Genomic DNA, 25,584 nt, shown 5'->3' with positions numbered 1-25,584 from the left:
GTCGCTGCCCGCCGCCCACCGCTCGGGAGGTGTGCCGAGGGCCGCCAGCCGGACGATCGCCGGACCGAATTTCGCTGGATCGCCGAGCTGAGTGTGGTTGCTCGCGTCGAGGTAGGCCCGCTGTTCTGCGCGGAACGGCGCATAGTCGTCGATCTCCACGTCCGCGTGTCCGACGGAGGTCGGGTCGAGGAAGTCGGTGCGGAACATCCCCGGGTGTACGCATGTGGCGTGGATGCCGAACGGTGCGAGCTCGCGCCCGAGCCCCTCCGACCAGCCGGTGACGGCGAACTTGGTCGCGCCGTAGACGGGCGAGCCGGCGATGCCGATGATGCCGGACAGCGAGGAGATGGTGATGACGTGCCCCGACCGCTGGGCGCGCATGACCGGCAGGACGGCCCTGGTGACGTCGAACACGCCGAAGACGTTGGTGGCGAACTGCCTCTCGACGGACTGCGGCGACTGCTCCAAGCGCGAGGAGAAGTACGCCTCGCCGCTGCGGGCGACTCTTGAGGACCTCAAGGGGCTGCCGCCTGCTCTCGTCATCACTGCGGAGGCCGACGTTCTGCGGGACGGAGGCGAACTTTACGCCGGCAAGCTCCGTGAGGCCGGCGTCGAGGTGACGGCCGTCCGAATCAGCGGAATTGTCCACGACTTCATGCTGCTGGACAGCCTGCGCGACACCTCGGCCACCAACGTCGCACGGAAACTGTCCGTCGACGCGCTGCGGGAGGCTCTCCACCAGGAGTGACCGCAGCCAGGAACATGGGCGGCAGACTCGACAGGGTCCGCCGCCCACCCCACGACCCACTGGGCGTTCGCCGAGGAGCTGGCACGCCGATACCCGAAGGTTCGCGTGGACGCCTCACGCATGGTGATCGACGACGTCGACATCATGACGGCCGTGGGGATCCTGGCGCCAACGGGCCGGTCGCCCAGATCTCCCACAGCGTCGGCTACCTGGACGTGTCGAACTTCCGTCGGCTGTTCCAGCGCGCCACAGGCGTCACGCCGTCGGAGTACCGGCGCCGGTTCGGCATCGCGGCGCGCGTCAGCCGACAGAAGGCGCTGTCGGCGGGTCAGCCGGCGAGGATCCGCTCCGCTCCCTCCCGATAGCTCGTGACCTGGAAGTCGGGAAAGCGGGCCGCAAACTTCGAGCTGTCGAAGATGTTGTCGTCGCGGTAGCGGGCGAGCAGCTCGTACATCTCGTCGAGCGGCTTGACGAAGCGTCGCCCGATGCGGAAGGCGAGCATCGGCAGCACCGTGTAGCCGATGTTGCGGCCGGTCACCGCGCCGACGATCTGGATGAGCTGGGCGTAGGACTGCCGGTTCGGATCGATCGGCAGGTGCCAGGTCTGGCCGTAGGCATCCGGCGTGTTGCCGAGCAGAGCGAGAGCGCGGCTCGCGTCGGGGGTCCAGATCAGGGAGCGCTTGGCGTGGGCGTTGACGGGGACGAGCGGCCTCTTGTCCGCCTTGATCCGGTCGAACACCAGCGAGTTCGTGTAGCTCTTCGTCCGGCCGGGGCCGTAGAACTCGGGTGCTCGGCCGATCAGGGCTTCGACTCGTCCGGCCCGGATGGCCTCGAGCAGCATTGTGGCGAGCTCTCCGCGGACCCATCCCTTGCGTCCGCCCGGTGCGAATGCTGTCGACTCGGTCTGGGGCGTCGACGTTCCGGGATACATGTAGGTGTTGTCGAAGAAAACGAGCTTCGTGCCGTGTTCGGCGCAGGCGTCGATGACGTTGCTCATCATGACGGGGAACTGTCGCTCCCACAGCTGCGAGTCCAGGGGCAGGCCGACGGTGAGGTAGACGATGTCGCTGTCCGCGACGGCACGGCTGGTGGCGTCGGCGTCGGTAAGGTCTGCGGCCACGAGTTCGTCGGTGTCGTTCACTCTCGACGGCTTGCGGCTGACGAGGCGGATGTCCTTGGTGTGGTGGCGGTGGAGCTCGTTCACGAGCTCGTCGGCGATCGGTCCGCCGGCGCCGAGAACGGTCTGCATGGCTCTGGTCTCCTTGAAATGGATGGTGCGGGTGGTGACGACAACTCAACTGCGAGCGGCGTCGTGCCACCACGTGACGATGCGGTCGACGACCGTGGCCGGCGACAACGCGTCGTCGTCCAGGCTGATGACGAGGGCAGGAGTGGTGATCGGCTGGTCGACCGCGTACGGCGGTCGACCGATGAGCACCATGCGGGCCCATTCCGCATCAGAGTGCGCGCCCCGGGCCCGCCGAACGCTGGCTTGGGGAGGTGGCCGAACACCGCTGTTATCGCCGGCGAGATGAGAACGGTCGGCGTGCTGGCGCCGCCCTTGTCAACGCCCGGCATGGGTCGCCGTCTGCGAGGTGAGCACCGTGAAGGAGATGCCGGCGTCGCCGAGTCGACGCAGCAGGTTCTCTCCCATCGCGGCGACCGTGGTGACCTGACCGGCGGTGGGCAGGTTGCCGTCGAAGGCGAGGCACAACGCCGACTCGGCCAGCATCTTGGCTGTCTCGGTGTAGCCGGGGTCTGCGCCACTGACTTGGGTGTGCACCCTCTGACCGCCGCCCTCGCCGATGATGTCGACGGTGAACCAGGTGCGATCGCGTCGCTCCGCGGAGGGTCCCTCTCCTTGGGGGATGCGCCGGCCGATGGCGCGGCGCAGGGGCGGGATCTGCACGGCTGCCAGGGCTGCGGTGAAGCCGGTCAGCGTGCCGGCGACGGTCGCGGCGCGCCGGACCCCGGCGTAGTGGGAGTAGGTGAAGTCGGGCCCGTAGCCCGGGCGGGCGCATGCGGAGCGCCGTACGACATCGGGGTCGATCGTGGGCAGCGGGATCAGCCAGGTGTCGAGCGTGCGGTCACGGCGGGGGAAGCTGATGCGGGTGCGGACCTGCCGGCCGTGCGGTCGTGGCTCGAGACGGCGGCGTCCGGCCGCGGCCTGCAGCATGGCGCGCGGTCGGGACAGCCGGCCGAGGCCGGAGTGCAGGGTGCCGCCGGAAATGGTGGCGTTGGTTCGGACCACTCCCCGAAGGGTCACTGGTACGTCGGCCGGCAACTGCTGGACGGTGAAGAGCGCATCGAGGTCATACGGGATCGAGTCGAAGCCGCAGGCGTGAACGATGCGGGCACCGGTCCGCTCGGCGGTCGCGTGGTGCTCGATGTACATCCGGTCGACGAATTCCGGCTCGCCGGTGAGGTCGACGTGGTCCGTGCCGGCCGCAGCGCAGGCCGCAACCAGTGGTTCGCCGTACTCCAGGTAAGGGCCGACCGTGGTGATCACGACCCGCGCGGACTCGGCCACGCGCGCCAGGGACTGCGGGTCGGAGGAGTCGGCATGGAGCAGCGCAAGGTCGTCCGGCTGGGAGTTGATCCGCACGAGCCGGTCGCGAACGGCCTCCAGCTTGGACTGGTCGCGTCCGGCCAGGGCGAGCCTGGCTTCGGGAGGGAAATGAGCCGCGAGGTACTCGGCGGTCAGAGCGCCGGTGAAGCCGGTGGCGCCGAGGATCACGGCGTCGAAGCGGCGCGCATCCGTGGGTGGGGACATCGGGGCTCGGTCCTTCAGACGTACGATATGTTTACGGTGCTAACAGAGCATAGGAGGGCGAAGTAAGCAATGTCAACATCGGAGAAGAGCAGCTACCACCACGGCGACCTACGGGCGGCACTCCTGTCGACCGCGATGGAGATGCTGGAGAACGGCGAGCCCTTCTCGCTGCGCGCCATCGCGCGCGAGGCCGGCGTGTCGCCGACCGCGCCGTATCGCCACTTCAAGGACCGCGAGGCCCTGGAGTCCGCACTGGCCGCCGAGGGCTTCCGGGACCTGCTGGCCGATCTGGGCGGCGGGCGCGACCTGCCCACCTCACTCCCGGACCTGGCCGAGTTCGCGGTCAGCTATGTCGCCTTCGCACTGCGGCGCCCGGCCCTGTTCCGCGTGATGTTCGGCAAGCCGTGCAACGGCGCCGACGACGAACGGGTCAAGGCCGCCGAGGCCCTGCACGAACTGCTGGCCGACGCGCTCGATCGCGTCTTCCCCGACGCGGACGCCTCGGCCCTGGCGTCGGCCGGGTGGGGACTCGCTCACGGGCTGGCCTGCCTGTATCTCGACGGCAAGCTGCAGGCCGCGTCGGGCCAGGAGGTCGCCGACCGGGTGCGCGGCGCCTTCCTCGCCATCTCGTCGGTCGGTTCCTGACGCGTACCGCGCACCCGCCGCACGCCTCACATCACCCATTGTTGACGGTGCCCACATTCCGTGCCATCCTCGGTGTTAGCACCGCTCACATTGGAGGATGGCCCATGGCACCGACCGGCAAGCTGACCGACCGGACCGTTGAAGTCGATCTCGGCGGGCGCCGCGTCCTCGTCCCCGAAGGCGGCCTCTACGACCGGTTCCGCATGGACACCGACCTCGACGAGGTCGAGCGGGACCCGCAGGTCAGCAGCGTCGGCTTCTTCCGCCGAATGCCGAAGAGCCGCGTGGACTCCCGCATCGGACCCACGCTGACGCCGAACTTCTACTACCGCATCTCCACGGCCCGGCTCACGATGCTCGCGCCGACGAAGGCGATCCGGGCCCGCCTGCCCCGGGAGTTGGACCCGCTCGAGATCGCCCCGGGACTCGGGATCGTCTCCGTGATGGCCTTCCGGTACGACGTGTGCGACATCGACTTCTATACCGAGGCTGCGGTCGGCATAGCCGTGAAGCCGGCCCGGCACGGTGGGCTGGGCCTGCTCGACATGGTCACCGGGCTCAAGAACGACTCCCTGCACTCCTACGTCCTCTCGCTCCCGGTCAGCACCGAGATCGCGCAGGTACGCGGCCACGACGGCTACGGGTTCCCCAAATGGGTCGCGGACCTCGACGTCGACATCGACACCGAGCGCACCTCCGCCAGGATCGCCAACGACCAGGATGGCCTCGACCTCGCCCTGTCGGCGCCCACCCCGAAGCAGACTGCCAGGCCCACCGGCGAACACGTCTCGACCCTGACCTCCTACACCACGATCGACGGTGCCTGGCACTCCACCACCAGCCAGATCAACATGCTCTCTTCGGGAGCCGCGCGGTTCCCCCGCGGCCTGGACCTGCAGCTCGGTGAGGGCCGGATGAGCGACGACCTGCGGTCGCTGAAACCGATCCGGACGATCCAGCTCGACGTCACCACCGACGGCCAGCTGGCGCTGCACATGCCCGTGCCCACCTCCATCCAGGACCGGAGCTGAGGACGAGATGACCACCACGGACACCGGCCGTGTCAAGGCCGCCCTCCCCACATCGCTCACGCCGGCCCGTCTCGGCCGCCTGGCCACGCTGGTGGCGGCCGGTGCTCGCGCCCAGCGGGTCGCCACAACCTCGCCGTTCACCGGCGCGCCGCTCGCGGACCTGCCGGTCTCCACCCCCGACGACGTCGAGGATGCCTTCGCCCGGGCACGCGCTGCCCAGGCCGCCTGGGCTGCCACCCCGGTGGCCGACCGCAAGCGCATCATGCTGCGCTTCCACGACCTCGTCCTCCAGCGGCAGGAGGAAGCTCTCGACCTGATGCAGGCCGAGAGCGGCAAGACCCGTCGTGACGCATTCCTCGAGGTGAGCGACATCGCGATCACCGCCCGCTACTACGCGCGCAGCGCACGGCGGCTGCTCTCGCCCAAGCGCCGCAAAGGCGCGATACCGGTGCTGACCCACACCACCGAGCTGCACCACCCCAAGGGCGTCGTCACCGTCATCTCGCCCTGGAACTACCCGCTCAGCATGGCCGCCGGCGACGCCATTCCGGCTCTGATGGCCGGCAACGCCGTCGTACAGAAGCCCGACACCCAGACCGCGCTGACCGCGCTGTGGGCGCTGGCCCTGATGCGCGAGGCCGACCTGCCGGCCGACGTCTGGCAGATGGTGGTCGGCCGTGGCAGCTCCATCGGAGACGCGCTCATGGCCGGCGCGGATTACATGATGTTCACCGGCTCCACCGCCAGCGGGCGCCGGATCGCGCGCAACGCGGGTGAGCGGCTGATCGGCGCGTCCCTCGAGCTCGGCGGCAAGAACGCCATGATCGTCCTCGCCGACGCCGACATCGAGAAGGCCGCCGTCGGTGCGGTTGCCGCCTGTTTCCCCTCGGCCGGACAGCTGTGCGTGTCCATCGAGCGGCTCTACGTCGCCGATGAGATTCACGACGCGTTCGTCACCGCCTTCGTCGAACGAGTCCGGGCCGTGCGCCTGGGTGGGGCCTACGATTTCTCGGTGGACATGGGCTCGCTGACCACCCCTTCGCAGCTCGAGACCGTCAGCTCGCACGTCGACGATGCGGTATCGAAAGGCGCGACCGTGCTGGCCGGAGGCAAGGCCCGGCCCGACCTCGGGCCCCTGTTCTACGAGCCGACGATCCTGGCCCATGTCACCCCGCAGATGACGCTGTTCGACCGCGAGACGTTCGGCCCCGTGGTGTCGATCTACCGCTACCGGTCGGTCGAGGAGGCAGTGGAGATGGCCAACGCCACGCCGTACGGCCTCAACGCAAGCGTCTGGGGCCGCAACACCGCCCGAGCCCGCAAGGTCGCGGGACGGCTGCACGCCGGCACCGTCAACGTCAACGAGGCATTCGCCGCCGCCTGGGGCAGCATCGACGCGCCCATGGGCGGCATGGGCGACTCGGGCCTCGGCCGCCGTCACGGCGCCGACGGGCTGCTCAAGTACACCGAAGCCCAGACCGTCGCCCACCAGCGCCTCCAGGGCTTCACCGCGCCCCGCGGGGTCGGGCACGAGCAGTGGACGCAGATCCTGACCCGGGCGTTCAAAACGCTCCGTACCCTGGGCGTCCGCTGACTTATCACCAGCTACGACGGCCCGCCGCCTCGCTGCGCCGGTCCGTATGAAGGAAGAACAGCCATGACCAAGCGCGTCCTCAACGTCGTCACCAACGTCAGTCACTACAACGACCCGTCCCACACCACCGGCCTGTGGCTCTCCGAGCTCACGCACGCCTGGCACGTCTTCGCCGAGCACGGCTACGAGCAGACGCTCGTCAGCCCGACCGGCGGCGCGGTGCCTCTCGAGCCGCGTGCGCTGAGGTACCCGAACTACGACAAGACCGCCAAGGCGTGGCGTGCCGACCCCGAGAAGACGGCGCTGCTCGAGGACACGGCGAGCCCGGACCAGATCGACCCGGCCGAGTACGACGCGATCTACTTCACCGGCGGTCACGCGGTGATGTACGACTTCCCCGACAGCGAGGGCCTGCAGAGCATCACCCGCGAGATCTTCGAGCGCGGCGGCATCGTCTCCTCGGTCTGCCATGGCTACTGCGGTCTGCTCAACACCCGGCTCTCCGACGGCTCCTACCTCATCGCCGGCCGCAAGATGACGGGATTCGCCTGGACCGAGGAGGTCCTCGCCCGCGTCGACAAGCTGGTCCCCTACAACGCGGAGGAGAAGGCCAAGCAGCGCGGCGCGCTCTACCAGAAGGCGGCACTGCCGTTCATCCCCCACGTCGTGACCGACGGCAACCTCGTCACCGGCCAGAACCCGGGCTCGGCCAAGGCCACAGCGAAGAAGGTCGTCGAGGGTATCGAGGGCAACGCATCGAAGGAGCGAGGCTAAGACGGCGTCTCGGTGTGCGGCGTGGCCGATGGCGCCAGGCGGCCGAGTTCGGTGGCGTGCCACGGGTGAATGTGGTTACTCGGGTTCCGTTGGCTGTGGATCCGCCGGGGGATCCGCGGCGCTTCGGCCAGTGGGGTGGGGTGCGGCTTCCGGCTGCTTGGGTACGGGCAGCCCTCTCGTGGGTCACCGTAGGTCTGGGCGCTGCCCTCCGCAGCACGGAGCAGTCCGGAGAGCGGAAAGGAGGCGGCCGGCGCCCGCGGTGCACATTCAGGCGGGCGGCATCGTCTCGCCGGCCGACACCGCCCTGCATACCGGGGTCACGCCCGGTCCCGGAGCGGCCACGGGGGTGAGCTCTTCGCATGGTCGGGCGGGTAGGCGTCATTTCTGATGGGTAGTGAGTTACGGGTGCCTGCAAATGCATAAGGTAGTGGAAGCATGATCGTTGGCGCGGGCCCTTGTTCGGGGCTGCGGCGCTGTTGCTGAGGCTCGACGAATGGGGGCATATGCGTGGGTGAGGACTTAACGCGGGCTGGCGCGGGTGAGGCTGAGGCGCTGCTTCGGCAGGACCGGCCGCACAGCGCGCGGATGTACGACTACTTTCTGGGCGGCAACACCAACTACGAGGTCGACCGGAGCGCCGGTGACGAGGTCATCCGGCACTTTCCGGCGGTGCGGACGGTCGCCCGGGTGAACCGGGCGTTCGTGCACCGGTCCGCGCGTTTTCTGGCCGGCACGCTCGGGGCGCGGCAGTTCCTGGACGTCGGGACGGGTATTCCGACGGCGCCGAATCTGCACGAGGTGGCGCAGGAGGCCGCCCCGGAGTGCCGGGTGACGTATGCGGACAATGATCCGCTTGTGCTGGTGTACGCCGACAACCTCTTGCGCGGCACCGCCGAGGGGGCGACGGCGTACGTCGAGGCCGACGTGCGGGATCCGGACCGGCTGCTGGAGATCGTGCGCAGCCAGGGGTGCGTGGACCTGGACCGGCCGGTCGCCCTGAGTCTGAACGCGGTCCTGCATTTCGTTCCCGGCGACGAGGCGTACGCGATCGTGCGGACGCTGGTCAGCGCCTTGGCGGCGGGCTCGTACCTGACGCTGTCGCACTGCACACCGGACTTCGACCCGGCCGGCTGGGCGGCGATCACCGACATCTACACCAAGGCCGGGACGCCGCTGGAAGTGCGCAGCCGCGATGATGTACTGGCGTTCTTCGACGGGCTGGAGCTGGTCGATCCCGGTCTGGTGGTGGCGCACCGCTGGCGGCCGGAGCCGGCCAGCGGGCCGAGCCTGATCTCCGACAAGGACGCCTCGCTGTACGCCGCGGTGGGCTTCAAACCCTGAGTGCGATGCCTACGCGGGTGCCGGCGGTGCGAACCTGCGCCGCCGGAACCCGCGTGCTCAGCGGTAGATCTTCGCGTAGTCGTGCAGCTTCTTCTTGCACGCCTCACGCGACTGGGCGGCGACCTGGAGGCGGTCGAAGTGTTTGACCCAGGTGTCGACGCTGGTCGCATCCTGGAGATACAGGCCGCCGTTGAGTCCCTCGACGTAGGCGATCGCGGGAAGTTGCTCCCCGGCGAAGTCGAAGATGGCGCTGGTTCCGATCTGGACGGGTATGTTGCTGGCCTTGGTGGGGACCAGCCGGAAGGTGATCCGCGGGTGATCTGCCAGCTCCAGCAGGTGGACGATCTGGCGGTGCATGACCTGCTGAGTGCCGTAGCCGCGCGAGAGGGTCACCTCGTCCAGGACGTACATCAACTTGGTCTCGGAGTTTTCACGGAACCGGTCGGCACGCAGCTTGCGGAACTCGACCATCCTGTCGACCACGTCCGGATCGGCATCCGGGGTGTTCGCCCGGACCAGGGCTCGCGTGTAGTCGGCGGTCTGCACCAGGCCGAACAGCTGCCCGGTTTCGTAGCAGCGGATCCGCTCGGCGATCTCCTCCAGGCTGGTGTAGGTCTGCAGTTCCTTCGGCGCGATGTCCCGGTAACCGTCCCACCACGCCTTCTTGTTGGCCAGGCGGCACATGCCCAGCAGGCGCTCCCGCTCCGCCGGGGGCGTGACCTCGTACAGGTCGAGCAGACGCAGGACGTCTGCTTCCTTGAAGTCGTGCTCCCCGCCCTCCATCCTGCTGATCTTCGACGCCGAGCAGCCCGACAGATGCTCGGCGACCTCCTTCTCCTTCAGACCGCGCGCCTCGCGGCATTTTCGCAGCGTCGCACCGAAGATCATGCGCTGCGCTGTCGGGGCACGGCCGGAGGTCGGGTGGAGATTGAGGACAGTGCGGGAAGCGCTGCGAACCGGCTGGGCAGACATGAGCGGATTCTCCATCGGGATCGGACGGCCTTCACAACTCGCCCATCCTGCCCCACCGGTACGACAAGCCACCCGTATTTCCACGCACGTGGCCGGTTACCTGCTGCCGGGAAACTCCCCTGCTGCCACCGCGGCGAAGAACACCGCCGCCTCGGTCCGGGTGAACTTCAGAACCGGACCATCGGGGTCCTTCGAGTCGCGGAACGCGATCGTTTCCTGACCGAAATTGCTCACTTCGACACAGGCGCTCTGGTGGTTGCTGTAGGAGCTTTTCCGCCACGCCGTCCGTAAGCCGGAGCCGCCCCCGGGCCGTGCGCCGCCTCTTGTCCCGCTCTCGTAGAACCTTTGACCAGCCACGATTCCACTCCTCACCCTCTTGGAAACGATCAAGCCGCGAATCTGCAAATGCAGATGAGCGCCCTCCCTTAAGGATCGCCACTTCGAGGGACATCCATGCACCCTGCGGCGGCCGGAATGCGGCACTGGGAGCGTGGCGTCTGCAATTGCGCGCCTGAGGCAACTTTTCTCCCCGCCGTGCGCCGGAGTGCCCCAGTGCGGCCGGAGGCTGCTCGGCGCCCGGCCGCACGCCCGCGCAGAGCCCCCCGCGCGGAAACGTTGTCATATGCAGGAGCAGGGAGGATCACACGGGATCAGGTCGCAAGAACGCCGGTCTTATCACACGGCTCGCCCCGACAGGCACGTAGCGAAGATATTTCGGCGCGACCGTGCCGCGCGGCGGCGACGCTACACCCGAGTGGGCGAATCGTCGGTCCGGGATAGGGCAGAGTGTGGTTCTGCGAACACGGCACGCATTCGACGTCCATACGCGTGTGCTGCCGCACCCGTTCGCCGCAGAGCCCTGGCTCCCAAGGTTTGCCGCCACGGCGCCAGGGCCCTGCGTACTTCAACGACCAGAAGGGAACCTTCATGCCGCATTCCCCCGGCCGCCACGGCGGCAAACACAAAGCCCGACGCCGCGCCCCTCAGGCTAACAGCGGTCTGCAATTGCGCGCAGGGAAAACCTGGGCTGTCAACGTCTGCGCAGCAGCCCCGGTCTACGGGACGGTCACCTTCCACCTGCCACCACTCCCGCCCGGACCGTCGGCGATGCTCGCGGCGCTGGCCGGCTCGGCCGTCGCTGCCTGGCTGAACAGCCGCATCGGCCGTACCGGCTGCTGACACCCGCAGGGCCGCAGGCGTCACGGCCTGCGGCCCCACTCCCACCGCCGACCGCACCCGGCGCGTCACGCAACGGACAGCCGCCACCGTGCTTCGGCGACGAAAACCCCATCCCTCTGACGTTTCGTCACACCCCACCACTCCACGCCATCGAGGTCCCCGCCGTGACCACACCGCTGACCTGCAAGAACTGCGGCACTCCGCTCCCAGTGCGCACCACTGCCGGCGGACGCCCGGCCGACTACTGCGGCACCGCCTGCCGCCAGTCCTCCTACCGCAAACGCCGCCGCGGAGCATCCACCAACGACAGCGCCACCGCCACCATCGACGCCGCCGTCCACGACCTCGCCCAGGACGTCGTCGAGGAAGCCCGGCACCTCCTGCGTATTCTCACCCGCCCTGACGCGCCCATGATCGACCCCGTCGAGCAAGCCGTCGCCCTCGCCCGGTCGGTCGACAGCCTCACCGCCGGCCTCGTCGGACGCGCCCGCAGCCGCCGTATTCCCTGGGATGTCATCGGCGCCGCCCTGAACATGCAGCCAGACACCGCCCGCCGCACCTACCGCGCCGACACCGTCAACCGCCGCATCCACAACGCCACCCGCCGCGACCCCGCACCCCCCGCCGAGCCCCCCGCCACCAACACCCCCCACCACACCCGCTCCCACCTCGCCCCGGTCCTGTCCCGCCTCCACCGGGCCTCACAGATGCCGCTGCGCGCCTTAGCCGCGCATCTGGGCATTTCCCCCTCGCAAGCCTCCCGCGTCCTGAGCGGCGAACGCTTCCCGAGCTGGTGGCTCACCGAACGCTTCGCCCGCGCATGCGGCGCCGACCCCCAAGTCCTGCGGACCGTATGGGAAACCGAAAAGCTCCGCGAAGACCACCCACCCGAATCCCACGAAGAAACAGCCGACGACGACCCCGGCCGACGCCTGCCGACCGCCCTGCGCACCCTCCACATCCAGGCGGGCCGCCCCACCCCACACGACCTCGCCTCACGTCATGCCGGAATCGATGCCGACCAGATCGAAGCCGCCTTCAACGGCGACACCCCCTCATGGCCCCAACTCGCCCGCATCATCACCGCACTCAGCGGCGACGCCGACTACTTCCACACCCTCTGGAAAGACCAACAGCCCGCCGGCGCAGTACCCGTCAGCCCCGCAGCTACCTCCCCCCGGACTCCTGCCGGTTCCCAGCCCGACGACCGCCTTCTCCAACTCTTCGAGACCTTCGCCCCCACCCTCGCCGCCACCCACCCCATCCGCTGAGGCCCTCGCCCACATACCGGCCGGGTGAGGCTACGCGCGGCTGCACCACCCTGGTCGTTAACCTCGGTGTGGACGGAGTCGCTGTTCGTCAGGCCGCGCTGAAGGCCCGCCGGACGAGAGGCTTCATGGTCAGCAACCCAAGGGCCATCGGCAGGACACCCGCCAATCTCGACCTCGGCCAGCACGCCATTCGCCCGGGAATCACCCGGCCCATGAGCCAACCCTGATCTCGGCTGAAGGTGGAATGACAGGTCCGTCGGCCAGCGGGAACGTACGCCCACAAGATCTCTTACGGGCCTGCGACTCAGGTCGCCATCCCCCGCGACTCTTCGACCTGATCACCTGTCGCCGTCGCCCGCCACGTAGACGAGAGCGCAATGCCCGTCATGCTTCCTCTCCGCTGTCACAGGTGATCGCCACCCGGCAGCGGGAGCCATCCGGGCCGCGTGGGCCCCGGGCTACGGAGGGGACCTTCGCCGTGCTGCTCCGCGTCACCAGACGCCGTTCCCGTACACCCCGCCAGATGGTGCTTCACGCAGACGCTCCACCAGCTCGCCGACAATGCCCCCCAACGACCAGCAGATACTCCCGAATATCTTCCCATTGAGCAGCACAAAAAGATCACAAAGATTGGATTCCGTTTGTAAATGTTGAAGCAACCACCAGCCGACCACTTGACCGTCGCGGATTCTGAGCGAAAGACGTCGTGGCATCCCACACGTAGAGTTATTCCCCATAAAGGGTTTTGATGATCAAAGCGATCAAGATGGGACTCTTCAGCGCGGTCCTTACCGGCTCAATGTTGGGGATAGCGCAAGCGCCCGCAACTGCGACCACGGCAACCCCCTTGGCTTGTACTCATCCCTCGTGGTACAACGCCGACGGCTCAAAAGCATACGGAAACCAGGACGTCATTCCGATTCATGATGGCCCTTCCGCCGACTGTACAGTCATCTTCCGCACGGCTGGCCCGAAGGAATTCACGTTGCACTGCTACGTGCTCAATGACGTAGGGCACAGTTGGACGCATGTGGCGGTCAACACGGCTGCCACCACAGTCCTCGGGTGGGTCTACGACCCCTACCTCGACGGCGGCGGAAGCTTCGAACCTTGCGGCGGCGCCCGATAGCCCCAAGCGGCGGATGGGCGACAAGATTGACCGCACGACCATGCAGTGGTCCTCTTGGGATAGGTCCACCGGTCCCGGCGGCTTGCCTGCACGCCGCCGGGAACTACCCTTCGGAAAGGCCCATTGTGAATGCTTCAGTCAAACGTACTCCGAACAACAGTGGCGCTGAGATCTCAATTCCATTGGCACCCGGCGAAGTTGGGCAATGGTGGCACGATCTTGAGATCTCGACAGAGCTGATCGATACTCTGCTCTGGGCCCTAGGCATGCTGCGAAGCGGAATTAATACTCGGGATAAGTCAGCGTTGCCTCCGCATGCCGGTGACTGGCTCAGAGTAATTTCTGACCTGGATCGGCTTCAAGGACGTGTCGCGGGCGCTCAAAGGGCCGCGATGCGGGCCTACATCAATATTGAGGGGGACTCATCGCGGCTCGGCATCGCAATCGGCGTCGACGCCACCGACGCGGAAGCCCTCGTGCGAGCGCTGGAGCGATCCGAGCCAGATGTCATGGAGATATGGGCCCGTGCATCCGAGTCTGCCTAGCGCCGTCCAGGACCGGAACCATCGCGATCACGCGGCGGATGTTGTCTCGGTCCCGACCACACGAGCGGCGCCTCCCCCTTAAGAAGTCGTTTCTCTTGGTGAGTTGGGTCGTTGTGCCGGGTGTGACGAGTCTTGCCGAGCGGTTGGTGCCGGATGAGTTGTGGGAGTTGTTTCGGCGGGTGGTGCCCGAGACGGTGGTGATACGCCCGCAGGGAGGCGGTCGTCGGCGTACCGGGGATCGTGAGTGTCTGGCTGCGATCGTGTTCGTGGCGACCTCGGGCTGTACGTGGCGGCAGATCCCGCCGGCGTTCGGTCCGGCCTGGCCGACGGTCTACCGGCGCTTCGCCCATTGGAGCGCGACCCGGGTCTGGGCCCGCCTGCACCGCGTTGTCCTGGACGAACTTGGCGCCCGCGGTGGGCTGGACTGGTCCCGCTTCGCCATCGACTCGGTGAGTGTGCGGGCCCTCAAAGGGGGATCCTGACCGGACCGAATCCGACCGACCGAGGCAAGAACGGATCGAAAATCCACCTCGTCACCGACCGGTCGGGCCTGCCGGTCGCGGTCGCCATTGCTGCGGCCAACACCCACGACAGCCTCGCTCTGCAGCCACTGATCGCGTCCATACCGCCGGTCCGCAGCCGACGCGGGCCCCGCAGACGCCGACCCGACAAACTCCACGCGGACAAGGGCTACGACTACCCCCAACTGCGCCGGTGGTTGCGCGAACGCGGCATCACTCCCCGCATCGCACGTCGCGGCAAAGAGACCTCACAGCGCCTGGGCCGTCACCGCTGGGTGATCGAACGGACGATGTCCTGGCTCGCCGGCTGCCGCCGACTCCACCGCCGCTACGAACGAAAACCAGAACACTTCCTCGCCTTCACTGCCATCGCCACCACTCTGATCAACTACCGCCGACTCACCAAGCGAAACGACGCCTAACTGTCCGCCCTTCGCCAATTGGTCGGCCGCCGCGCGCCGTGCTGCGGTGTCGCCAACGTCGGCGGCCCGCTCAAACCAGGGCAACGCCTCATCCAGCCGCCCAGCGGATAGGGGTGGAGTGGGCCTGAGCGAAGCTGGCGGCAGCGTTGGCGGGGATGTTCGAGCTGGCCTCGTCGCTGGACTGCGGCGACATCCCATCAGGCATGTCCGGAACTGCGGGCTCATCACTGGATCTTCCTCAGTACGACGGCGCCGTGGGCGCTGCTTGCGATGGCTTTTCCGTCGGGGCGGAAAGCCACCGCATAGCCCCCATCTTTCTCGCCGTTATCCGACAGTATGGATTCGGAGCGCCCGGTAGCCGTATTCCATAGGCGAATTCCACCGTTTCCTGCGGTGGCGAGTTTCGTGCCGTCCGGGCTGAAGGCAATCGCGCTTGTTTGCTGGCCGGTATAGGTGGTGAGCACCTTTCCCGTGACCGTATTCCATAGGCGGACGCCGCTTGTCCCAGCGGTGACGACGGCCTTGCCGTCGGGGCGGAAAGCGATGTCGTTTGACTCCTCCCTGTAGAAAGTGAACTTGGTACGCCCGGTGGCTATGTCCCACAACCAGGATCCAGGCGCAGGAGTACCAGTGGAAGCGGAGCAGGCGGCGAGGGTTTTGCCGTCCGGGCTGAACGCCAAGCGCTGCACACCCATTGAGCGTGTCGGGTACGTGAGGCTAGTGGTGGTGCGCTGGGTGGATGTGTTCCAGAGGCGGATCCGGCCGGGCGGGGGGCCGCTCTCGCCTCCGATTTCGCTATTACTATGACTGCTGGCAAGAATTTTGCCGTCGGGACTGAACGCCACGGTGCTGCAATCTTCGTCGCTGAGGTTGACCCTGATGACGCCGGTGGTCGCGTCACGCAGCCGAATGCCTGCAAAGTGGCTGCTGGCGAGGGTTTTGCCGTCCGGACTGAATGCCAAACCGGTCACGGAGGGTGTGTCGGTCAGCGTGGCGATGCTGCGACCGGTCGCAGCATCCCACAAACGGATTTCGTCGACGCCGTCTTTTGGGCCAGAGCCAGCGAGGGTTTTACTGTCGGGACTGAACGCCAGGAAGTACGTTTCGTCGCCGGTAAGGGTGATGGTGGCCTCGGCGTCGTCCGGCCACCACTTCACCGCTGCGCCGGCAGCGCCTGCGCCAAAAACCGCGAGCGTGCCGAGAACGAGAGTTCGCCGCCGGATACCGTGGCGGGGTTCAGGCGGTTGCAGTCGGGCTGGTTCGTCTCGCTGCAGCACCCTCACCGGTAGGGGCGTGGCGTGCTGCGGAACCATCAGTGCAGGCCGCCCCGTCTCGGCTGGCAAGCCGAGACGGGGCGCTGCCGAATCGGCGTTTGTGGAGGCGTTCTTGGCCACCGGGCATCTGTCGGCAGTGTCCGTACCGCGCTGGTTGGGGTACGGCAGGTTGCGCGCGACCAGATTGCGTCGCAGATGGGGATACAGATCAGCAAAGGTCAGAACAGGCGGAGCGCCCGCGATCCCGGTGCCGATCAGGTCGAGAAGTTCCCTGGTGAAAGCAGTGCACGCGCCAGGTCGACCCGCATGAGCGACATGGTCCGCAGCAGTGAGAGTGTAGGTGCCGCGGATATCCGTGCTGTCGGCCAGAAACTGTTCATCCCCAGCGAGGACATCAATGGCACGACCGGAGTAGCAGCAGTCCAGAACAACGGCCTTGACCTTGGCGGGGCTTCCAAGCAGAGCAGTCCGGATCTTGGAGTACTCCAGTCCGGTGACGTCCGCTTCGTCAGCGACGGTGTCGGTCACTGCCAGCACGAGTTCGCCATTCGTGCTGACAGTGCCGTGGCCGACGAAGTACACCAGCAGCACACCGTCCGTGTCCTGGGCTATGCGACGCAGGTCGCTGATCACGCGGCGGCAATCCACGGGGTTGGACAGCGAAGTGACCCGGTCCTGGGGCCAACCGCCGGACTCCTCGTTCACCAGCATTCGGTGGACACTCCGCAGACTTTTCTCGGCAGAAGGCACTGGCGGGAAGGACGGGTCTTGGTACTCGGAGACCCCGATCAGCACCGCGCGGGATCCGGAACGATCGATTGGTTCAGCTCTCGGAGCCATCGCTGCTCTCCAGCACCCGGGTGATCAGACGGACCGGATCGCTGACGCGGTGAGCATCGACCTCGATCGTGCGGCCGTTCGCCGTGACTGTGATCTTAATGTCCGAACGCCGCGCGCCCAGCCACACCGACAACGACTGGGCCAACGCCACGCCAACACCGCCGGAGCCCACAGCGACGCTGAGGACGTCAAGCGCAGCACCGAGTTCTGCCTCTCGAACCTGCCTGCGCACTACCTGGACCGCGCCCTGCAGATCACGCTCCGCGCGAAGCCAACCGGCAAGCGAAATCAGCTCGCCGACCTCGTCCCCACCATTGATGCCAATCAATACGTCCATGGTCGGTCATCCTTCCAAAGCGATCGCCTCGGGGAGAGAAGTTGCCCTCTTTCCCCTGCCGTCACGCTTCTCCCGAGGCCATCAGACCGGTCACCTTGGCGATCGACTCCGGCGACCGTTTGAAAAACCGTTTCACGTTCTCCGGCTTGCGGAGTCGGGACTTGGCCATGAGCATCAGCAGCGACGCGCCTTGGTCCCCAGATGCGTCAGCCCGGAGTGCCGCCACTCTGCGAGTCCCAGCCAGTACCGCCCGCGCCGAGAAAGCATGGGTGACGAACACCGGGCCGCGGGTGCGGCTGGCGGTGCCGGCGTCCACAAAGACCGTCTGCAGCACGAGCCCTCGCGCCCGGCCGCCCCGGCGGCGCGCGGTGTTGCCCTTGGCCCTCACCGGCCCAGCGGTCGGCCAGGTAGAGGACCTCGATGCACGCTCACGCCGGCGGACGCTCCCGCGACAGCCACACCGCCTGAACGATCGCCGCCAGCGCCTCCCGGTCCCCTGCCCGCCGTCGGCCACCACCCTGAGGGCGTATGCCCTCAGGGTGGTGGCACCACCCGCCGAAACAATTCCCACAACTCGTCTGGGACCAACCGCTCCACCAGATCCGCCATAGACCGTTGCCGACGTCACCAAAGGAAACAACGTCTAAAGGTCGTTTCCTTTGGTGCCTTGGCGTGCAAAGGCGTTCTTGTTTGGGCGTGATCCCTGGGTGAGGATCGGTTCCATGAGCCGTGTCTATGACGATGAGCAACTGGCCGGCGCCTACGAGCGTGGCAACGAGATGCCCGAGGCGTCGCTGCAAGCCTGGGTCGAGCTGATCGCTGCCTATGCGCAACGGTCGTCGCCATCCATCGTCGAGATCGGATCGGGAACGGGCGTCTTCTCGGCCGCGATGGCTCGTTGGATCGAGGGAAGTGAGGTGATGGCTGTCGATGCGTCAGAGGCCATGCTTTCCGAGGCTCGACGGCATCATCCGCATCCCGCGGTGCAGTATCTGTCGGCGGAGGCGGAGGCGGAGGCGGTGCCCGCCGCTGGGAGCGTCTTCGATCTGGCCTTGATGTCCCGCGTGATCCATCACATCCCCGACCGCGCACGAGCGGCCCGGGAACGAGCAATGCTCAGGACTTGTGGATCGGGTTCCCGGGGGGGGTGCGCGAAGGGCGTACCTTCCCGGTGATCTACAAGACACCGAGTAGAGGTCCGCGTTGCAGCGCGGGTCGGGAAGGTACGCCCTGTGCTCAGCGTAGTGAACGCCGACGGATCGACCGAGTCCGGCTCCCTGATCGACGACATCGTCCGCGAGGGCGCCCGGCGGATGCTGGCCGCGGCCCTGGAGGCGGAGGTTGACCAGTACATAGCCGAGATGGTGGGCGAGCGGGATGTGGCCGGCCGCCGGCTGGTGGTCCGTAACGGCCGCCACCGGCCGAGGAGCGTGGTCACCGCCGCCGGTGCGGTCGAGGTCAGCGCGCCGCGGGTGAACGACCGGCGGGTCGATGCCGCCACCGGGAGCGCAAGCGGTTCTCCTCCAAGATCCTGCCGCCGTGGTGCCGCAAGTCACCGAAGATCTCCGAGGTGCTGCCGCTGCTGTACCTGCACGGCCTGTCGTCGGGGGACTTCGTGCCCGCGCTGGAGCAGTTCCTCGGCTCCGCGGCCGGGCTGTCGCCCGCGACGGTCACGAGGCTGACCAAACAGTGGGGCGATGACCACACCGCCTTCCAGGCCCGGGACCTGTCGGCAAGCGACTACGTGTACGTGTGGGCGGACGGCGTGCACCCCAAGGTCCGCCTCGGTCAGGCGCACAGCTGCGTGCTGGTGCTGCTCGGCGTCCGGCTGGACGGCACCAAGGAACTGATCGCGCTGGCCGAGGGGCTGCGCGAGCCGAGCGAGTCATGGGCCGATCTGCTGCGCGACTGCCGCCGACGCGGCATGCGTGATCCCGAACTCGTGGTCGGTGACGGCGCGATGGGCCTGTGGCGGGCGCTCGCCGAGGTCTTCCCCGCCGCCCGGCAGCAGAGGTGCTGGGTCCATAAGGCGAAAAATGTGACAACCGCGCTGCCGAAGTCCGCCCAGCCGGGCGCCACCAAGGCGATGCAGGAGATCTACAACGCCGAGGACCGCGCCCACGCCGAGAAGTCGATCGCCGCGTTCGCCAAGACGTACGGGGCGAAGTTCCCCAAGGCCGTCGCGAAGATCACCGATGACGCCGAGGAGCTGCTGGCGTTCTACGACTTCCCGGCCGAGCACTGGATCCACCTGCGTACGACAAATCCCATCGAATCTACCTTCTCGACCGTGAAGCTCCGGACCAGGGTCACCCGCGGCGCGGGTAGCCCCGCCGCCGCCCTGGCGATGGTGTTCAAGCTGGTCGAGTCCGCTCAGGAACGCTGGCGGGCCATCACCGGAGCCCACCTCGTCGCCCTCGTCCGCGCCGGCGCCCGCTTCGAACGCGGCCACCTCGTGGAGCGGCCCGAGGCGGCAGTCGCATGACACGGCCCCACCACGACGCTGCCGACCGATGGCTCCCAGGTGGTGGGCCTGGGTCACCAGGGGACCGGTCCGGTGTCGCGACGGTAGGAGCCCGTCTCGGCGCGATCACCGAGGGTGGCCAATTCACAGATGACCCGGGCGCCTTCGGCTGCGGTCCGCTCGACTCCGGGGATCCCCTTGGTGAAGTCGGTGCGGCAGGGGCCGGGATCGGCGGCGTTGACGAGGATCCCATCGGGACGCAGTGCCTTCGCGTACTGCAGCGTCACTTGGTTGAGGGCGGTTTTGGAAGCCGGGTAGCCCAAGAGCCCGGGCATGTTGGCGAAGTAGTGACCGGGATCGCTCATGCGGGCCAGCGATCCGAGGCTGGAGGACACGTTCACGATGCGACCGGATGGCGAGCGCCGAAGCAGCGGGATCATTGCCTCGGTCACCGCGATCACGCCGAACACATTGGTGGTGAAGACCGCACGGACCGCGTCCAGGTCGACGTGGCCGGCAACCTGGAGACCCGGGTCGCCGGCGATGCCGGCATTGTTCACCAGGACGTCCAGCCGCCCGTACTCGTGGTCCACCCATGCGGCTGCAGCGGCGATCGATGCGGCGTCGTCAACGTCGAGTCCTACGGCCACGACGTCACCGCCACGAGCACGCATCGAACGGACGGTCTCATCCACGCTCTCTGGGTTGCGGACCCCCAGAAGTACCCGCATCCCTCGATCGGCGAGGCCGTTGACGACCTCGAGCCCGATGCCGCGCCCTCCACCGGTGACCAGGGCAAGCGTCTTGCCGTCGTTCATGCCCGCAACCTCCTACTTGGATGTTTCTTCCAATTAGTAGCCTAGCCCGAAGTGGAGTAGATTTCCAGTTATGCCCATGCCCCAGCGTGCCGACGGACGACGGAGACGGGAGTCGCTGCTCGATGCGGCACTCGACTCGTTCACTGAGCACGGCCTTCTTGGTGTGGGCATCGAGCAGATCCGCAGACGAGCGGGCGCAAGCCCTTCGAGCGTCTATCACCACTTCCGCGATATCGGCGATCTGACCGCCGCGCTCTTGCTCAGGACCTTCGAGCGAGTCACAGACCACATGTACCAACGTGTCACTTCCGCGAGCACGGCCGAGGACACGGTGCGGGGCCTGGTCGATGCCTATCTCGAATGGGCTCTCGAGCATCCCAACGAGGCGCGGTTCATGTACCAGGCGATGGCCCTGGAGCTCAGCGGGGAAAGGCATCGCGAACTACTCGAGGCCAAGGCCCTACTCCAGCGACCGATCTTCGCGCGCCTGCAGGCACTCTCCCAGGCCGGCCAGCTACCTCCGTGGCCGCCGGAGCACCTCCACTCGATGCTGCTGGGAGCAGCCCACGACGCCTGTCGACACTACCTGTCAGGCGCCGAGACGGACCCGGCCTGGATGCGCACGACACTTCCCGGTGTCGCCTGGCGATCACTACAATCGGGCGAGCGGCACGGCGGCACGGAAACCGTGGCAACTACGCATCGGGACGAGATGGTCAGGCCGCCTGACACACCGATCCACAGGTCTTGACTATTCCTCCCCGGGAACTGGTCCGCGTGCTGCGCGTCGGCGGGAGGGTTGTCGTTCGCACCACGTTCCGCGAACGGCTGGATGCGCTGGTGTACGACTTCTGGCCGCAGCTCCGGGCGATCGACGAGCGGCGCTTCCCAGGCGAAGAGGAAATGGTCTGCGACTTCGTCTCTGCCGGGTTCACCTTGGACGAGGTCACCTCCTTTACCCAACCGGTCGCAGCGAACCTGGTGGAGTACCAGGCCAGGCTGGTCAGCCGGCCTCAGTCGAAGTTCACCCATCTCACCGATGAGGAATTCCATCGGGGCCTTGACCGCTTGGAGGCCGCGGCTCGGAGCGAGGCGTTGGGCGAGCCCCGGCCAGTCCTCGAACGCTACGACGTGGCCGTCTTCTCCCGCTCGTGATCGTCGCTTCGTCGTTCCAGGCGGCGGTAGCCGATGAGGGTTGCGGCTATGCCGACGAAGGCGAGGAAGTGCTCGGCCTTGCGTTCGTAGCGTCGGTGCAGACGCCTGCAACCGGCCAGCCAGGACACGGTTCGCTCGACCACCCAGCGGTGGCGGCCCAGTCGTTGGGAGGACTCGATGCCCTTGCAGGCAATGCGGTGGCGGATACCGCGCTGGCGGAGCTATCGGCGCAGGTGATCGTAGTCGTAGCCTTTGTCCGCGTGCAGTTTCGCCGGCCTCCAGCGACGTCTTAGACAACCAGGTAGTCCCGACCTGGGATGTTCACGAGCACCAGCGTGGACACATAGGATTAGAAACTGGGCGACAGGATCGAAGCCTGGATTCGGGAGCAGCTGGCGGCGTCGCCGGAGTGGGCCCCCGAGTAGCACAGCAACATTCGGCGATATCTTGGGGGCGAGACGTCGTCCACCCGAAGCGACGGTTAGCCACTTACGGGGCACCGGCCGGGCTCTCCCCTGCGGTTCAGGCGGTCACCGCGGGATCACTGCGTGAACGGTCTTGCCCGGTTCAGGCCCAGGGATGACGGTGACGCTTTCGGTGAGGCAGCGGACCATGTGCCAGCCGAAGCCGCCGGTGCCGCCGGTGTAGTCGGGGGCCCGCTCCCTCGGAGGTTCGGGGCTGAGGTCTCCGACAGCGACGTGCACTGCGTCCGCGTCGGCGCTCAGGAGCATCCGGTAGCGGCCGCCACCGTGGCGCAGCGCGTTGGTGACCAGTTCCGACACCACTACGGCCACAATTTCCCCCCTGTCGGCGGCCGGAGGCGGGACGAGGCTGTCGGCGAACGCGCGGGCGACGTCGCGGGCGTGCGCGATGCCGGAGGGACTGTCGTCCTCCATCACGACAGCGGGCCTCACGGCAAATGTGGTGCTGGCCGGTTTTGTCTCGCCCATGGGCAGAACACCTCCGTCTTGCAGGTTGCACCGCTGAGCTTGGCTTGTGCCCGCAGCGCGGGACTTCAACCGGCAGGGTAGCCCTTTCGGATGCGGGAGAAGCAGAATCTGGCGGCCTGATGCTGGAGAAAATCTGTCGTGGCGACAGTAGACATTGGGGTCGGCGGGGGCTAAGGTTTTTCTCGTAGTCCAGAGATCAGTCGGGCGCGGCAGAGGTGAACTGCCGTGCAAGCAGGTCAATGCAGGAGCGAGCCGACAGCGGAGCGGCGGAGCCGGAAGTGGTGGGTTCTTCCGCTGGCGGTCGGGTCGAGCGACCCGAGGGGCCGCACAGCAGTACCGTGTCCCAGCCAGTACAGATCGGTCGAAAAGGTAAGGAGCAGACGCCATCAGGATCGCCCGGGACCGGACGATGTCCGCCCGGGTACCGCAGACCCCGGATTGGAAGGTGGTCCCCGGTCACGCAACCGCGATCCCCGCAGTCCCGACCTCGCAGGCGGGCCTGTGGAAGAAGGAGACCGGCGCAGTCAGTCGGCAGATGGTGTTGAAAGCTCGGGGTCCGAGCGCCTGTTGGCGCTCGGACCCCTCGATGCGTCCCCGGAAGAAGAGGTCTATGCCCCCTCGCGGTACCCGCTCTGCGGACAAGTTCGACGACGACGACTATCCCGCCTACACCATGGGCCGGGCTGCCGAAATGCTCGACACCACGCCCGCCTTCCTGCGCGCGTTGGGCGAACACCGACTGATCACGCCCCTACGGTCCGAAGGCGGCCACCGCCGCTATTCCCGCTACCAGCTCCGCATCGCCGGCCGGGTGCGCGAACTCGTCGACTCCGGCACGCCCATCGAGGCCGCATGCCGCATCATCATCCTTGAGGATCAGCTCGAGGAAGCCCAGCGCATCAACGAAGAACTCCGCAGCCAACAGTCGGCCTGAGCCTTTTGACCTGAGAGAGCCTTGCGGGCCCACGTCCGGCCGTCAGAGATAGGTGCGGCGTCGGCCACGTGGAACGGCGTAACGCTCTCCGGAGCCGCCCCGGAGCGCCTCGGCCCAGGACGCGGCGGCGTCGCACCCGCCCGAATCTCGCCGACCGTGCACGCCGAGTGCCGGCCGCACACACACGGGCGGGCCATCTCAGCCCTGGGCCTGATGTTTCTTGACATTGGCCGCCACCTGGTGCGCCAACTGGATGCCCACGTCGCAGTTCTTGCCGGTGATTGCCTTGTTCTGTCCGCTGGGGTCGGCGATGTCGACCCGGAATTGGTCCATGCCGACATTGACGTCGACGAAGCACTCGGACGTGATGTCGTTGTACTGCGAGGCGCCCTCGAAACCCGAGAAGTCCTGCTTCTCTCCCTCGTCCAGATCGTTGGCCTGGACTCCCAGGCTGACGGTGAGGTTGACGATGGTCTTGTCCTGCATCCACCAGCAGCCGAGCACGTTCGGGGAGTCGGCCGGGAGCCGCCCCTTCGCGTTCTGGATTCCGGCCGCGGCCAGGTCCGCCGGACCCAGCAGACCGCAGTAGTCCAGGCCCTGCAACGTCGGCGTGGACCCATCGCCTTCGCCCGCCGAACTCGCGGTGGAATCAGACGTGTTCCCCGAGGAACCTGATGCCGTGGACGTCGACGTGATCGCTCCCGAAGACTTGGGCGAGGAGCCGGAACTCCCGCCACACGCTGCAGCCCCCGCGAACACCATCGCTGTCGCCGCGAGCGCGGCCACTTGTCGTCTGTGTGTCTGCACACGTCAAGAGTGTCACAAGTTGCTGATGGTGCATGCCCTCAGTGAGGAAAACACCTGGAGAGGGGCCGCTGTCCGGCGAGTTGAGGGCCTGCCGGCCAGCGAAGACCAGGACGGCAGCGGTGCGGCCCGGGGGTGATCACGTGCGTGGTCGAGACGCTGTTGATCACGCCAGGGCCGCGAGAGAGATGGTTGCGGTTCTCTCGTAGCGGTCGGCCGGGCCGCGGCACTGCCTCAGCGGCCCGGATCCTGCCGCTGCCGCAGGCGTCGGCGGAACGTCCTGGGCGAATAGGCCGTGTCAGCCTGGATCATCTGCGGCACGATTTCGGGACGATCGGTTCGCGCGGTCGGCTTGGTCGTGCCGTACGGGGTCGGGACAGCGACACGCTGACGGAGTCTGAACCGGCGGCGGCACGTTGTGATGCCGCGCGTCGTCCACCGGCAGGCACGCGGCGTTCGCGCCGGAGATCGGGCGTCAGGAGGATGCGGCCCGCCGGGCCCAGACGCCCGCCTGTGCCGCGGTCGTCGCCGCGTCGGCGGCGTGGTCGGCCGCCCTCTCGTCGAGGGTGCCGCCGGTGTTGAGAAGGGTGTAGTAGAGCGGCCCCGACACGGCGGCGATGACCGCGTGCGGGTCGGTGCCCGCCGGGACCTCGCCGCGGGAGACGGCGTCCCGTACGCAGCCCGCCCACTCCTCGATACGGACCGCGTAGAAGCGGTGCAGTGCTTGGGCGGCTTGTTCGTTGCAGAGTGAAGCGGCGATCAGCGCGGTGAAGAGGCGGCCCTGCCGGGGGTCGGTGAGCGTTGTGACGACCAGGCGGGCGTTGGCCCGGAGGTCCGAGCCGAGGGCGCCGGTGTCGGCGCGCGAAACGGACTGCTCCGCCATGTCGGCCAGCAGGTCGGCGGCGAGAGCGCCGGGAGTGCCCCAGCGGCGGTAGACGGTGGTCTTGCCGACCTGCGCGCGGCGGGCGACATCGGTGAGGTCGAGCGCGTCGAAGCCGTGCTCGACGAGCGCGTCGCCCGCGGCCCTGAGGACTGCCGTACGGACCCGGGCGGTACGGCCGCC

Annotated in this window: 25 protein-coding genes and 5 pseudogenes; 15 read left to right on the top strand and 15 right to left on the bottom strand. The window is 67.5% G+C overall.

Going from position 1 to position 25,584, the window contains the following annotated elements:
* On the bottom strand, window positions 1-414 hold a 414-nt coding region (locus BM076_RS34820; protein ID WP_245796670.1), incomplete at its 3' end, for an SDR family NAD(P)-dependent oxidoreductase.
* Window positions 415-463: 49 nt separating this feature from the next.
* Here BM076_RS34820 and BM076_RS34815 point away from each other — a divergent pair.
* Window positions 464-748, top strand: a pseudogene (locus BM076_RS34815) (alpha/beta hydrolase fold domain-containing protein); the annotation flags it as partial.
* Between the two features lie 14 nt (window positions 749-762).
* The gene (locus tag BM076_RS34810) at window positions 763-1,113 is read left to right on the top strand and encodes an AraC family transcriptional regulator (RefSeq protein ID WP_093717784.1); all 351 of its coding nucleotides are present in this window, start codon (window positions 763-765) and stop codon (window positions 1,111-1,113) included.
* Here the strand turns inward: BM076_RS34810 and BM076_RS34805 are convergent.
* From BM076_RS34805 to BM076_RS34795, 3 genes are all read right to left on the bottom strand, one after another.
* Entirely contained in the window at window positions 1,077-1,997 is a 921-nt protein-coding gene (locus BM076_RS34805) for an NAD-dependent epimerase/dehydratase family protein (protein ID WP_093717783.1), read from the bottom strand. The genes BM076_RS34810 and BM076_RS34805 overlap by 37 nt on opposite strands.
* Before the next feature lie 45 nt (window positions 1,998-2,042).
* Window positions 2,043-2,189 (bottom strand): hypothetical protein, encoded by a 147-nt coding sequence (locus BM076_RS36965; RefSeq protein ID WP_177246769.1) that lies wholly within the window; start codon window positions 2,187-2,189, stop codon window positions 2,043-2,045.
* Window positions 2,190-2,312: 123 nt separating this feature from the next.
* Window positions 2,313-3,521 (bottom strand): saccharopine dehydrogenase family protein, encoded by a 1,209-nt coding sequence (locus BM076_RS34795; protein WP_093717782.1) that lies wholly within the window; start codon window positions 3,519-3,521, stop codon window positions 2,313-2,315.
* Between the two features lie 69 nt (window positions 3,522-3,590).
* Here BM076_RS34795 and BM076_RS34790 point away from each other — a divergent pair, with 69 nt between their 5' ends.
* From BM076_RS34790 to BM076_RS34770, 5 genes are all read left to right on the top strand, one after another.
* Entirely contained in the window at window positions 3,591-4,166 is a 576-nt protein-coding gene (locus BM076_RS34790; RefSeq protein WP_093717781.1) for a TetR/AcrR family transcriptional regulator, read from the top strand.
* Between the two features lie 104 nt (window positions 4,167-4,270).
* Window positions 4,271-5,197 carry an acetoacetate decarboxylase family protein gene (locus BM076_RS34785; RefSeq protein WP_093717780.1) on the top strand — a complete coding sequence of 309 codons (927 nt, stop codon included), beginning with the start codon at window positions 4,271-4,273 and terminating at the stop codon, window positions 5,195-5,197.
* A 7-nt stretch (window positions 5,198-5,204) separates the two neighbouring features.
* On the top strand, window positions 5,205-6,791 hold the full coding sequence (locus BM076_RS34780; protein WP_093717779.1) for a succinic semialdehyde dehydrogenase: 1,587 nt from the start codon (window positions 5,205-5,207) through the stop codon (window positions 6,789-6,791).
* A gap of 63 nt (window positions 6,792-6,854) precedes the next feature.
* Entirely contained in the window at window positions 6,855-7,565 is a 711-nt protein-coding gene (locus BM076_RS34775) for a type 1 glutamine amidotransferase domain-containing protein (protein ID WP_093717778.1), read from the top strand.
* A 552-nt stretch (window positions 7,566-8,117) separates the two neighbouring features.
* A complete protein-coding gene (locus BM076_RS34770) occupies window positions 8,118-8,906 on the top strand; it encodes an SAM-dependent methyltransferase (protein ID WP_265737129.1) in 789 nt (262 codons plus the stop codon).
* Between the two features lie 57 nt (window positions 8,907-8,963).
* Here BM076_RS34770 and BM076_RS34765 read toward each other — a convergent pair whose 3' ends face one another.
* Both BM076_RS34765 and BM076_RS38110 read right to left on the bottom strand, forming a co-directional pair.
* Window positions 8,964-9,794, bottom strand: coding sequence for a helix-turn-helix domain-containing protein (locus BM076_RS34765; protein WP_177246768.1), 831 nt, complete (start codon window positions 9,792-9,794; stop codon window positions 8,964-8,966).
* 180 nt (window positions 9,795-9,974) lie between these two features.
* A complete protein-coding gene (locus BM076_RS38110; RefSeq protein WP_093717775.1) occupies window positions 9,975-10,235 on the bottom strand; it encodes a DUF397 domain-containing protein in 261 nt (86 codons plus the stop codon).
* Window positions 10,236-10,883: 648 nt separating this feature from the next.
* On the opposite strand from BM076_RS38110, the gene BM076_RS36960 reads away from it, so the two are divergent.
* The 3 genes from BM076_RS36960 (at window position 10,884) to BM076_RS34750 (ending at window position 14,945) form a co-directional block, all read left to right on the top strand.
* Window positions 10,884-11,057: a hypothetical protein gene (locus BM076_RS36960; RefSeq protein ID WP_177246767.1), complete on the top strand. Its 174-nt coding sequence runs from the start codon at window positions 10,884-10,886 to the stop codon at window positions 11,055-11,057.
* A gap of 164 nt (window positions 11,058-11,221) precedes the next feature.
* Complete coding sequence (locus BM076_RS34755) at window positions 11,222-12,328, top strand: helix-turn-helix domain-containing protein (RefSeq protein ID WP_093717774.1); 1,107 nt, start codon at window positions 11,222-11,224, stop codon at window positions 12,326-12,328.
* 1,796 nt (window positions 12,329-14,124) lie between these two features.
* Window positions 14,125-14,945 (top strand): IS5 family transposase gene (locus tag BM076_RS34750; RefSeq protein ID WP_093717786.1). Its coding sequence is split into 2 segments (ribosomal slippage): window positions 14,125-14,479 and window positions 14,479-14,945, totalling 822 coding nucleotides; the frame shifts between segments, so codons are not numbered across the junction.
* A 224-nt stretch (window positions 14,946-15,169) separates the two neighbouring features.
* Here BM076_RS34750 and BM076_RS34745 read toward each other — a convergent pair.
* The 4 genes and pseudogenes from BM076_RS34745 to BM076_RS37855 form a co-directional block, all read right to left on the bottom strand.
* The gene (locus tag BM076_RS34745; RefSeq protein WP_093717773.1) at window positions 15,170-17,059 is read right to left on the bottom strand and encodes a caspase, EACC1-associated type; all 1,890 of its coding nucleotides are present in this window, start codon (window positions 17,057-17,059) and stop codon (window positions 15,170-15,172) included.
* Window positions 17,043-17,396, bottom strand: a complete 354-nt coding sequence (locus BM076_RS34740) for an effector-associated constant component EACC1 (RefSeq protein ID WP_093717772.1) — start codon at window positions 17,394-17,396, stop codon at window positions 17,043-17,045. The genes BM076_RS34745 and BM076_RS34740 overlap by 17 nt, the downstream gene beginning before the upstream one ends.
* A 61-nt stretch (window positions 17,397-17,457) precedes the next feature.
* Window positions 17,458-17,787: pseudogene (locus BM076_RS34735) on the bottom strand (site-specific integrase); the annotation flags it as partial.
* Window positions 17,788-17,863: 76 nt separating this feature from the next.
* A pseudogene (locus BM076_RS37855) lies at window positions 17,864-18,005 on the bottom strand (IS5/IS1182 family transposase); the annotation flags it as partial.
* Window positions 18,006-18,118: 113 nt separating this feature from the next.
* On the opposite strand from BM076_RS37855, the gene BM076_RS34730 reads away from it, so the two are divergent.
* Window positions 18,119-18,571, top strand: a complete 453-nt coding sequence (locus BM076_RS34730) for a class I SAM-dependent methyltransferase (RefSeq protein WP_093717770.1) — start codon at window positions 18,119-18,121, stop codon at window positions 18,569-18,571.
* 57 nt (window positions 18,572-18,628) lie between these two features.
* A pseudogene (locus BM076_RS34725) lies at window positions 18,629-19,881 on the top strand (IS256 family transposase).
* Window positions 19,882-19,934: 53 nt separating this feature from the next.
* Here the strand turns inward: BM076_RS34725 and BM076_RS34720 are convergent.
* Window positions 19,935-20,678, bottom strand: coding sequence for an SDR family NAD(P)-dependent oxidoreductase (locus BM076_RS34720; RefSeq protein ID WP_093717769.1), 744 nt, complete (start codon window positions 20,676-20,678; stop codon window positions 19,935-19,937).
* A gap of 70 nt (window positions 20,679-20,748) precedes the next feature.
* Here BM076_RS34720 and BM076_RS34715 point away from each other — a divergent pair, with 70 nt between their 5' ends.
* A complete protein-coding gene (locus BM076_RS34715; protein ID WP_218160147.1) occupies window positions 20,749-21,429 on the top strand; it encodes a TetR/AcrR family transcriptional regulator in 681 nt (226 codons plus the stop codon).
* Window positions 21,426-21,833, top strand: a complete 408-nt coding sequence (locus BM076_RS34710; RefSeq protein ID WP_177246766.1) for a hypothetical protein — start codon at window positions 21,426-21,428, stop codon at window positions 21,831-21,833. Before BM076_RS34715 ends, BM076_RS34710 begins: the two co-directional genes overlap by 4 nt.
* Here BM076_RS34710 and BM076_RS34705 read toward each other — a convergent pair.
* Together BM076_RS34705 and BM076_RS34700 are read right to left on the bottom strand one after the other, a co-directional pair.
* A pseudogene (locus BM076_RS34705) lies at window positions 21,803-22,120 on the bottom strand (transposase); the annotation flags it as partial. The gene BM076_RS34710 and the pseudogene BM076_RS34705 overlap by 31 nt on opposite strands.
* A 243-nt stretch (window positions 22,121-22,363) precedes the next feature.
* Complete coding sequence (locus BM076_RS34700) at window positions 22,364-22,783, bottom strand: ATP-binding protein (RefSeq protein ID WP_093717767.1); 420 nt, start codon at window positions 22,781-22,783, stop codon at window positions 22,364-22,366.
* 610 nt (window positions 22,784-23,393) lie between these two features.
* On the opposite strand from BM076_RS34700, the gene BM076_RS34695 reads away from it, so the two are divergent.
* The gene (locus BM076_RS34695; protein WP_093717766.1) at window positions 23,394-23,717 is read left to right on the top strand and encodes a MerR family transcriptional regulator; all 324 of its coding nucleotides are present in this window, start codon (window positions 23,394-23,396) and stop codon (window positions 23,715-23,717) included.
* Window positions 23,718-23,915: 198 nt separating this feature from the next.
* Here BM076_RS34695 and BM076_RS34690 read toward each other — a convergent pair whose 3' ends face one another.
* Together BM076_RS34690 and BM076_RS34685 are read right to left on the bottom strand one after the other, a co-directional pair.
* Window positions 23,916-24,479 (bottom strand): DUF3558 family protein, encoded by a 564-nt coding sequence (locus BM076_RS34690; RefSeq protein WP_245796671.1) that lies wholly within the window; start codon window positions 24,477-24,479, stop codon window positions 23,916-23,918.
* 517 nt (window positions 24,480-24,996) lie between these two features.
* On the bottom strand, window positions 24,997-25,584 hold a 588-nt coding region (locus BM076_RS34685), incomplete at its 5' end, for a TetR/AcrR family transcriptional regulator (RefSeq protein WP_093717764.1).

Source organism: Actinacidiphila alni, assembly GCF_900112845.1.
Classification (GTDB): Bacteria; Actinomycetota; Actinomycetes; order Streptomycetales; family Streptomycetaceae; genus Actinacidiphila; species Actinacidiphila alni.
This window is presented reverse-complemented; position numbering and strand designations above follow the sequence as displayed.

What these genes read in the sequence shown, in the direction of transcription:
- BM076_RS36965 (WP_177246769.1), bottom strand. Translation starts at nt 2,189, where the DNA reads ATGGTGCTCATCGGTCGACCGCCGTACGCGGTCGACCAGCCGATCACC.
- BM076_RS34720 (WP_093717769.1), bottom strand. Translation starts at nt 20,678, where the DNA reads ATGAACGACGGCAAGACGCTTGCCCTGGTCACCGGTGGAGGGCGCGGC.
- BM076_RS34690 (WP_245796671.1), bottom strand. Translation starts at nt 24,479, where the DNA reads ATGGTGTTCGCGGGGGCTGCAGCGTGTGGCGGGAGTTCCGGCTCCTCG.
- BM076_RS34780 (WP_093717779.1), top strand. Translation starts at nt 5,205, where the DNA reads ATGACCACCACGGACACCGGCCGTGTCAAGGCCGCCCTCCCCACATCG.
- BM076_RS34805 (WP_093717783.1), bottom strand. Translation starts at nt 1,997, where the DNA reads ATGCAGACCGTTCTCGGCGCCGGCGGACCGATCGCCGACGAGCTCGTG.
- BM076_RS34730 (WP_093717770.1), top strand. Translation starts at nt 18,119, where the DNA reads ATGAGCCGTGTCTATGACGATGAGCAACTGGCCGGCGCCTACGAGCGT.
- BM076_RS34740 (WP_093717772.1), bottom strand. Translation starts at nt 17,396, where the DNA reads ATGGACGTATTGATTGGCATCAATGGTGGGGACGAGGTCGGCGAGCTG.
- BM076_RS34745 (WP_093717773.1), bottom strand. Translation starts at nt 17,059, where the DNA reads ATGGCTCCGAGAGCTGAACCAATCGATCGTTCCGGATCCCGCGCGGTG.
- BM076_RS34790 (WP_093717781.1), top strand. Translation starts at nt 3,591, where the DNA reads ATGTCAACATCGGAGAAGAGCAGCTACCACCACGGCGACCTACGGGCG.
- BM076_RS34695 (WP_093717766.1), top strand. Translation starts at nt 23,394, where the DNA reads ATGCCCCCTCGCGGTACCCGCTCTGCGGACAAGTTCGACGACGACGAC.
- BM076_RS34785 (WP_093717780.1), top strand. Translation starts at nt 4,271, where the DNA reads ATGGCACCGACCGGCAAGCTGACCGACCGGACCGTTGAAGTCGATCTC.
- BM076_RS34795 (WP_093717782.1), bottom strand. Translation starts at nt 3,521, where the DNA reads ATGTCCCCACCCACGGATGCGCGCCGCTTCGACGCCGTGATCCTCGGC.
- BM076_RS34700 (WP_093717767.1), bottom strand. Translation starts at nt 22,783, where the DNA reads ATGGGCGAGACAAAACCGGCCAGCACCACATTTGCCGTGAGGCCCGCT.
- BM076_RS34810 (WP_093717784.1), top strand. Translation starts at nt 763, where the DNA reads ATGGGCGGCAGACTCGACAGGGTCCGCCGCCCACCCCACGACCCACTG.
- BM076_RS34765 (WP_177246768.1), bottom strand. Translation starts at nt 9,794, where the DNA reads ATGATCTTCGGTGCGACGCTGCGAAAATGCCGCGAGGCGCGCGGTCTG.
- BM076_RS34715 (WP_218160147.1), top strand. Translation starts at nt 20,749, where the DNA reads ATGCCCATGCCCCAGCGTGCCGACGGACGACGGAGACGGGAGTCGCTG.
- BM076_RS34775 (WP_093717778.1), top strand. Translation starts at nt 6,855, where the DNA reads ATGACCAAGCGCGTCCTCAACGTCGTCACCAACGTCAGTCACTACAAC.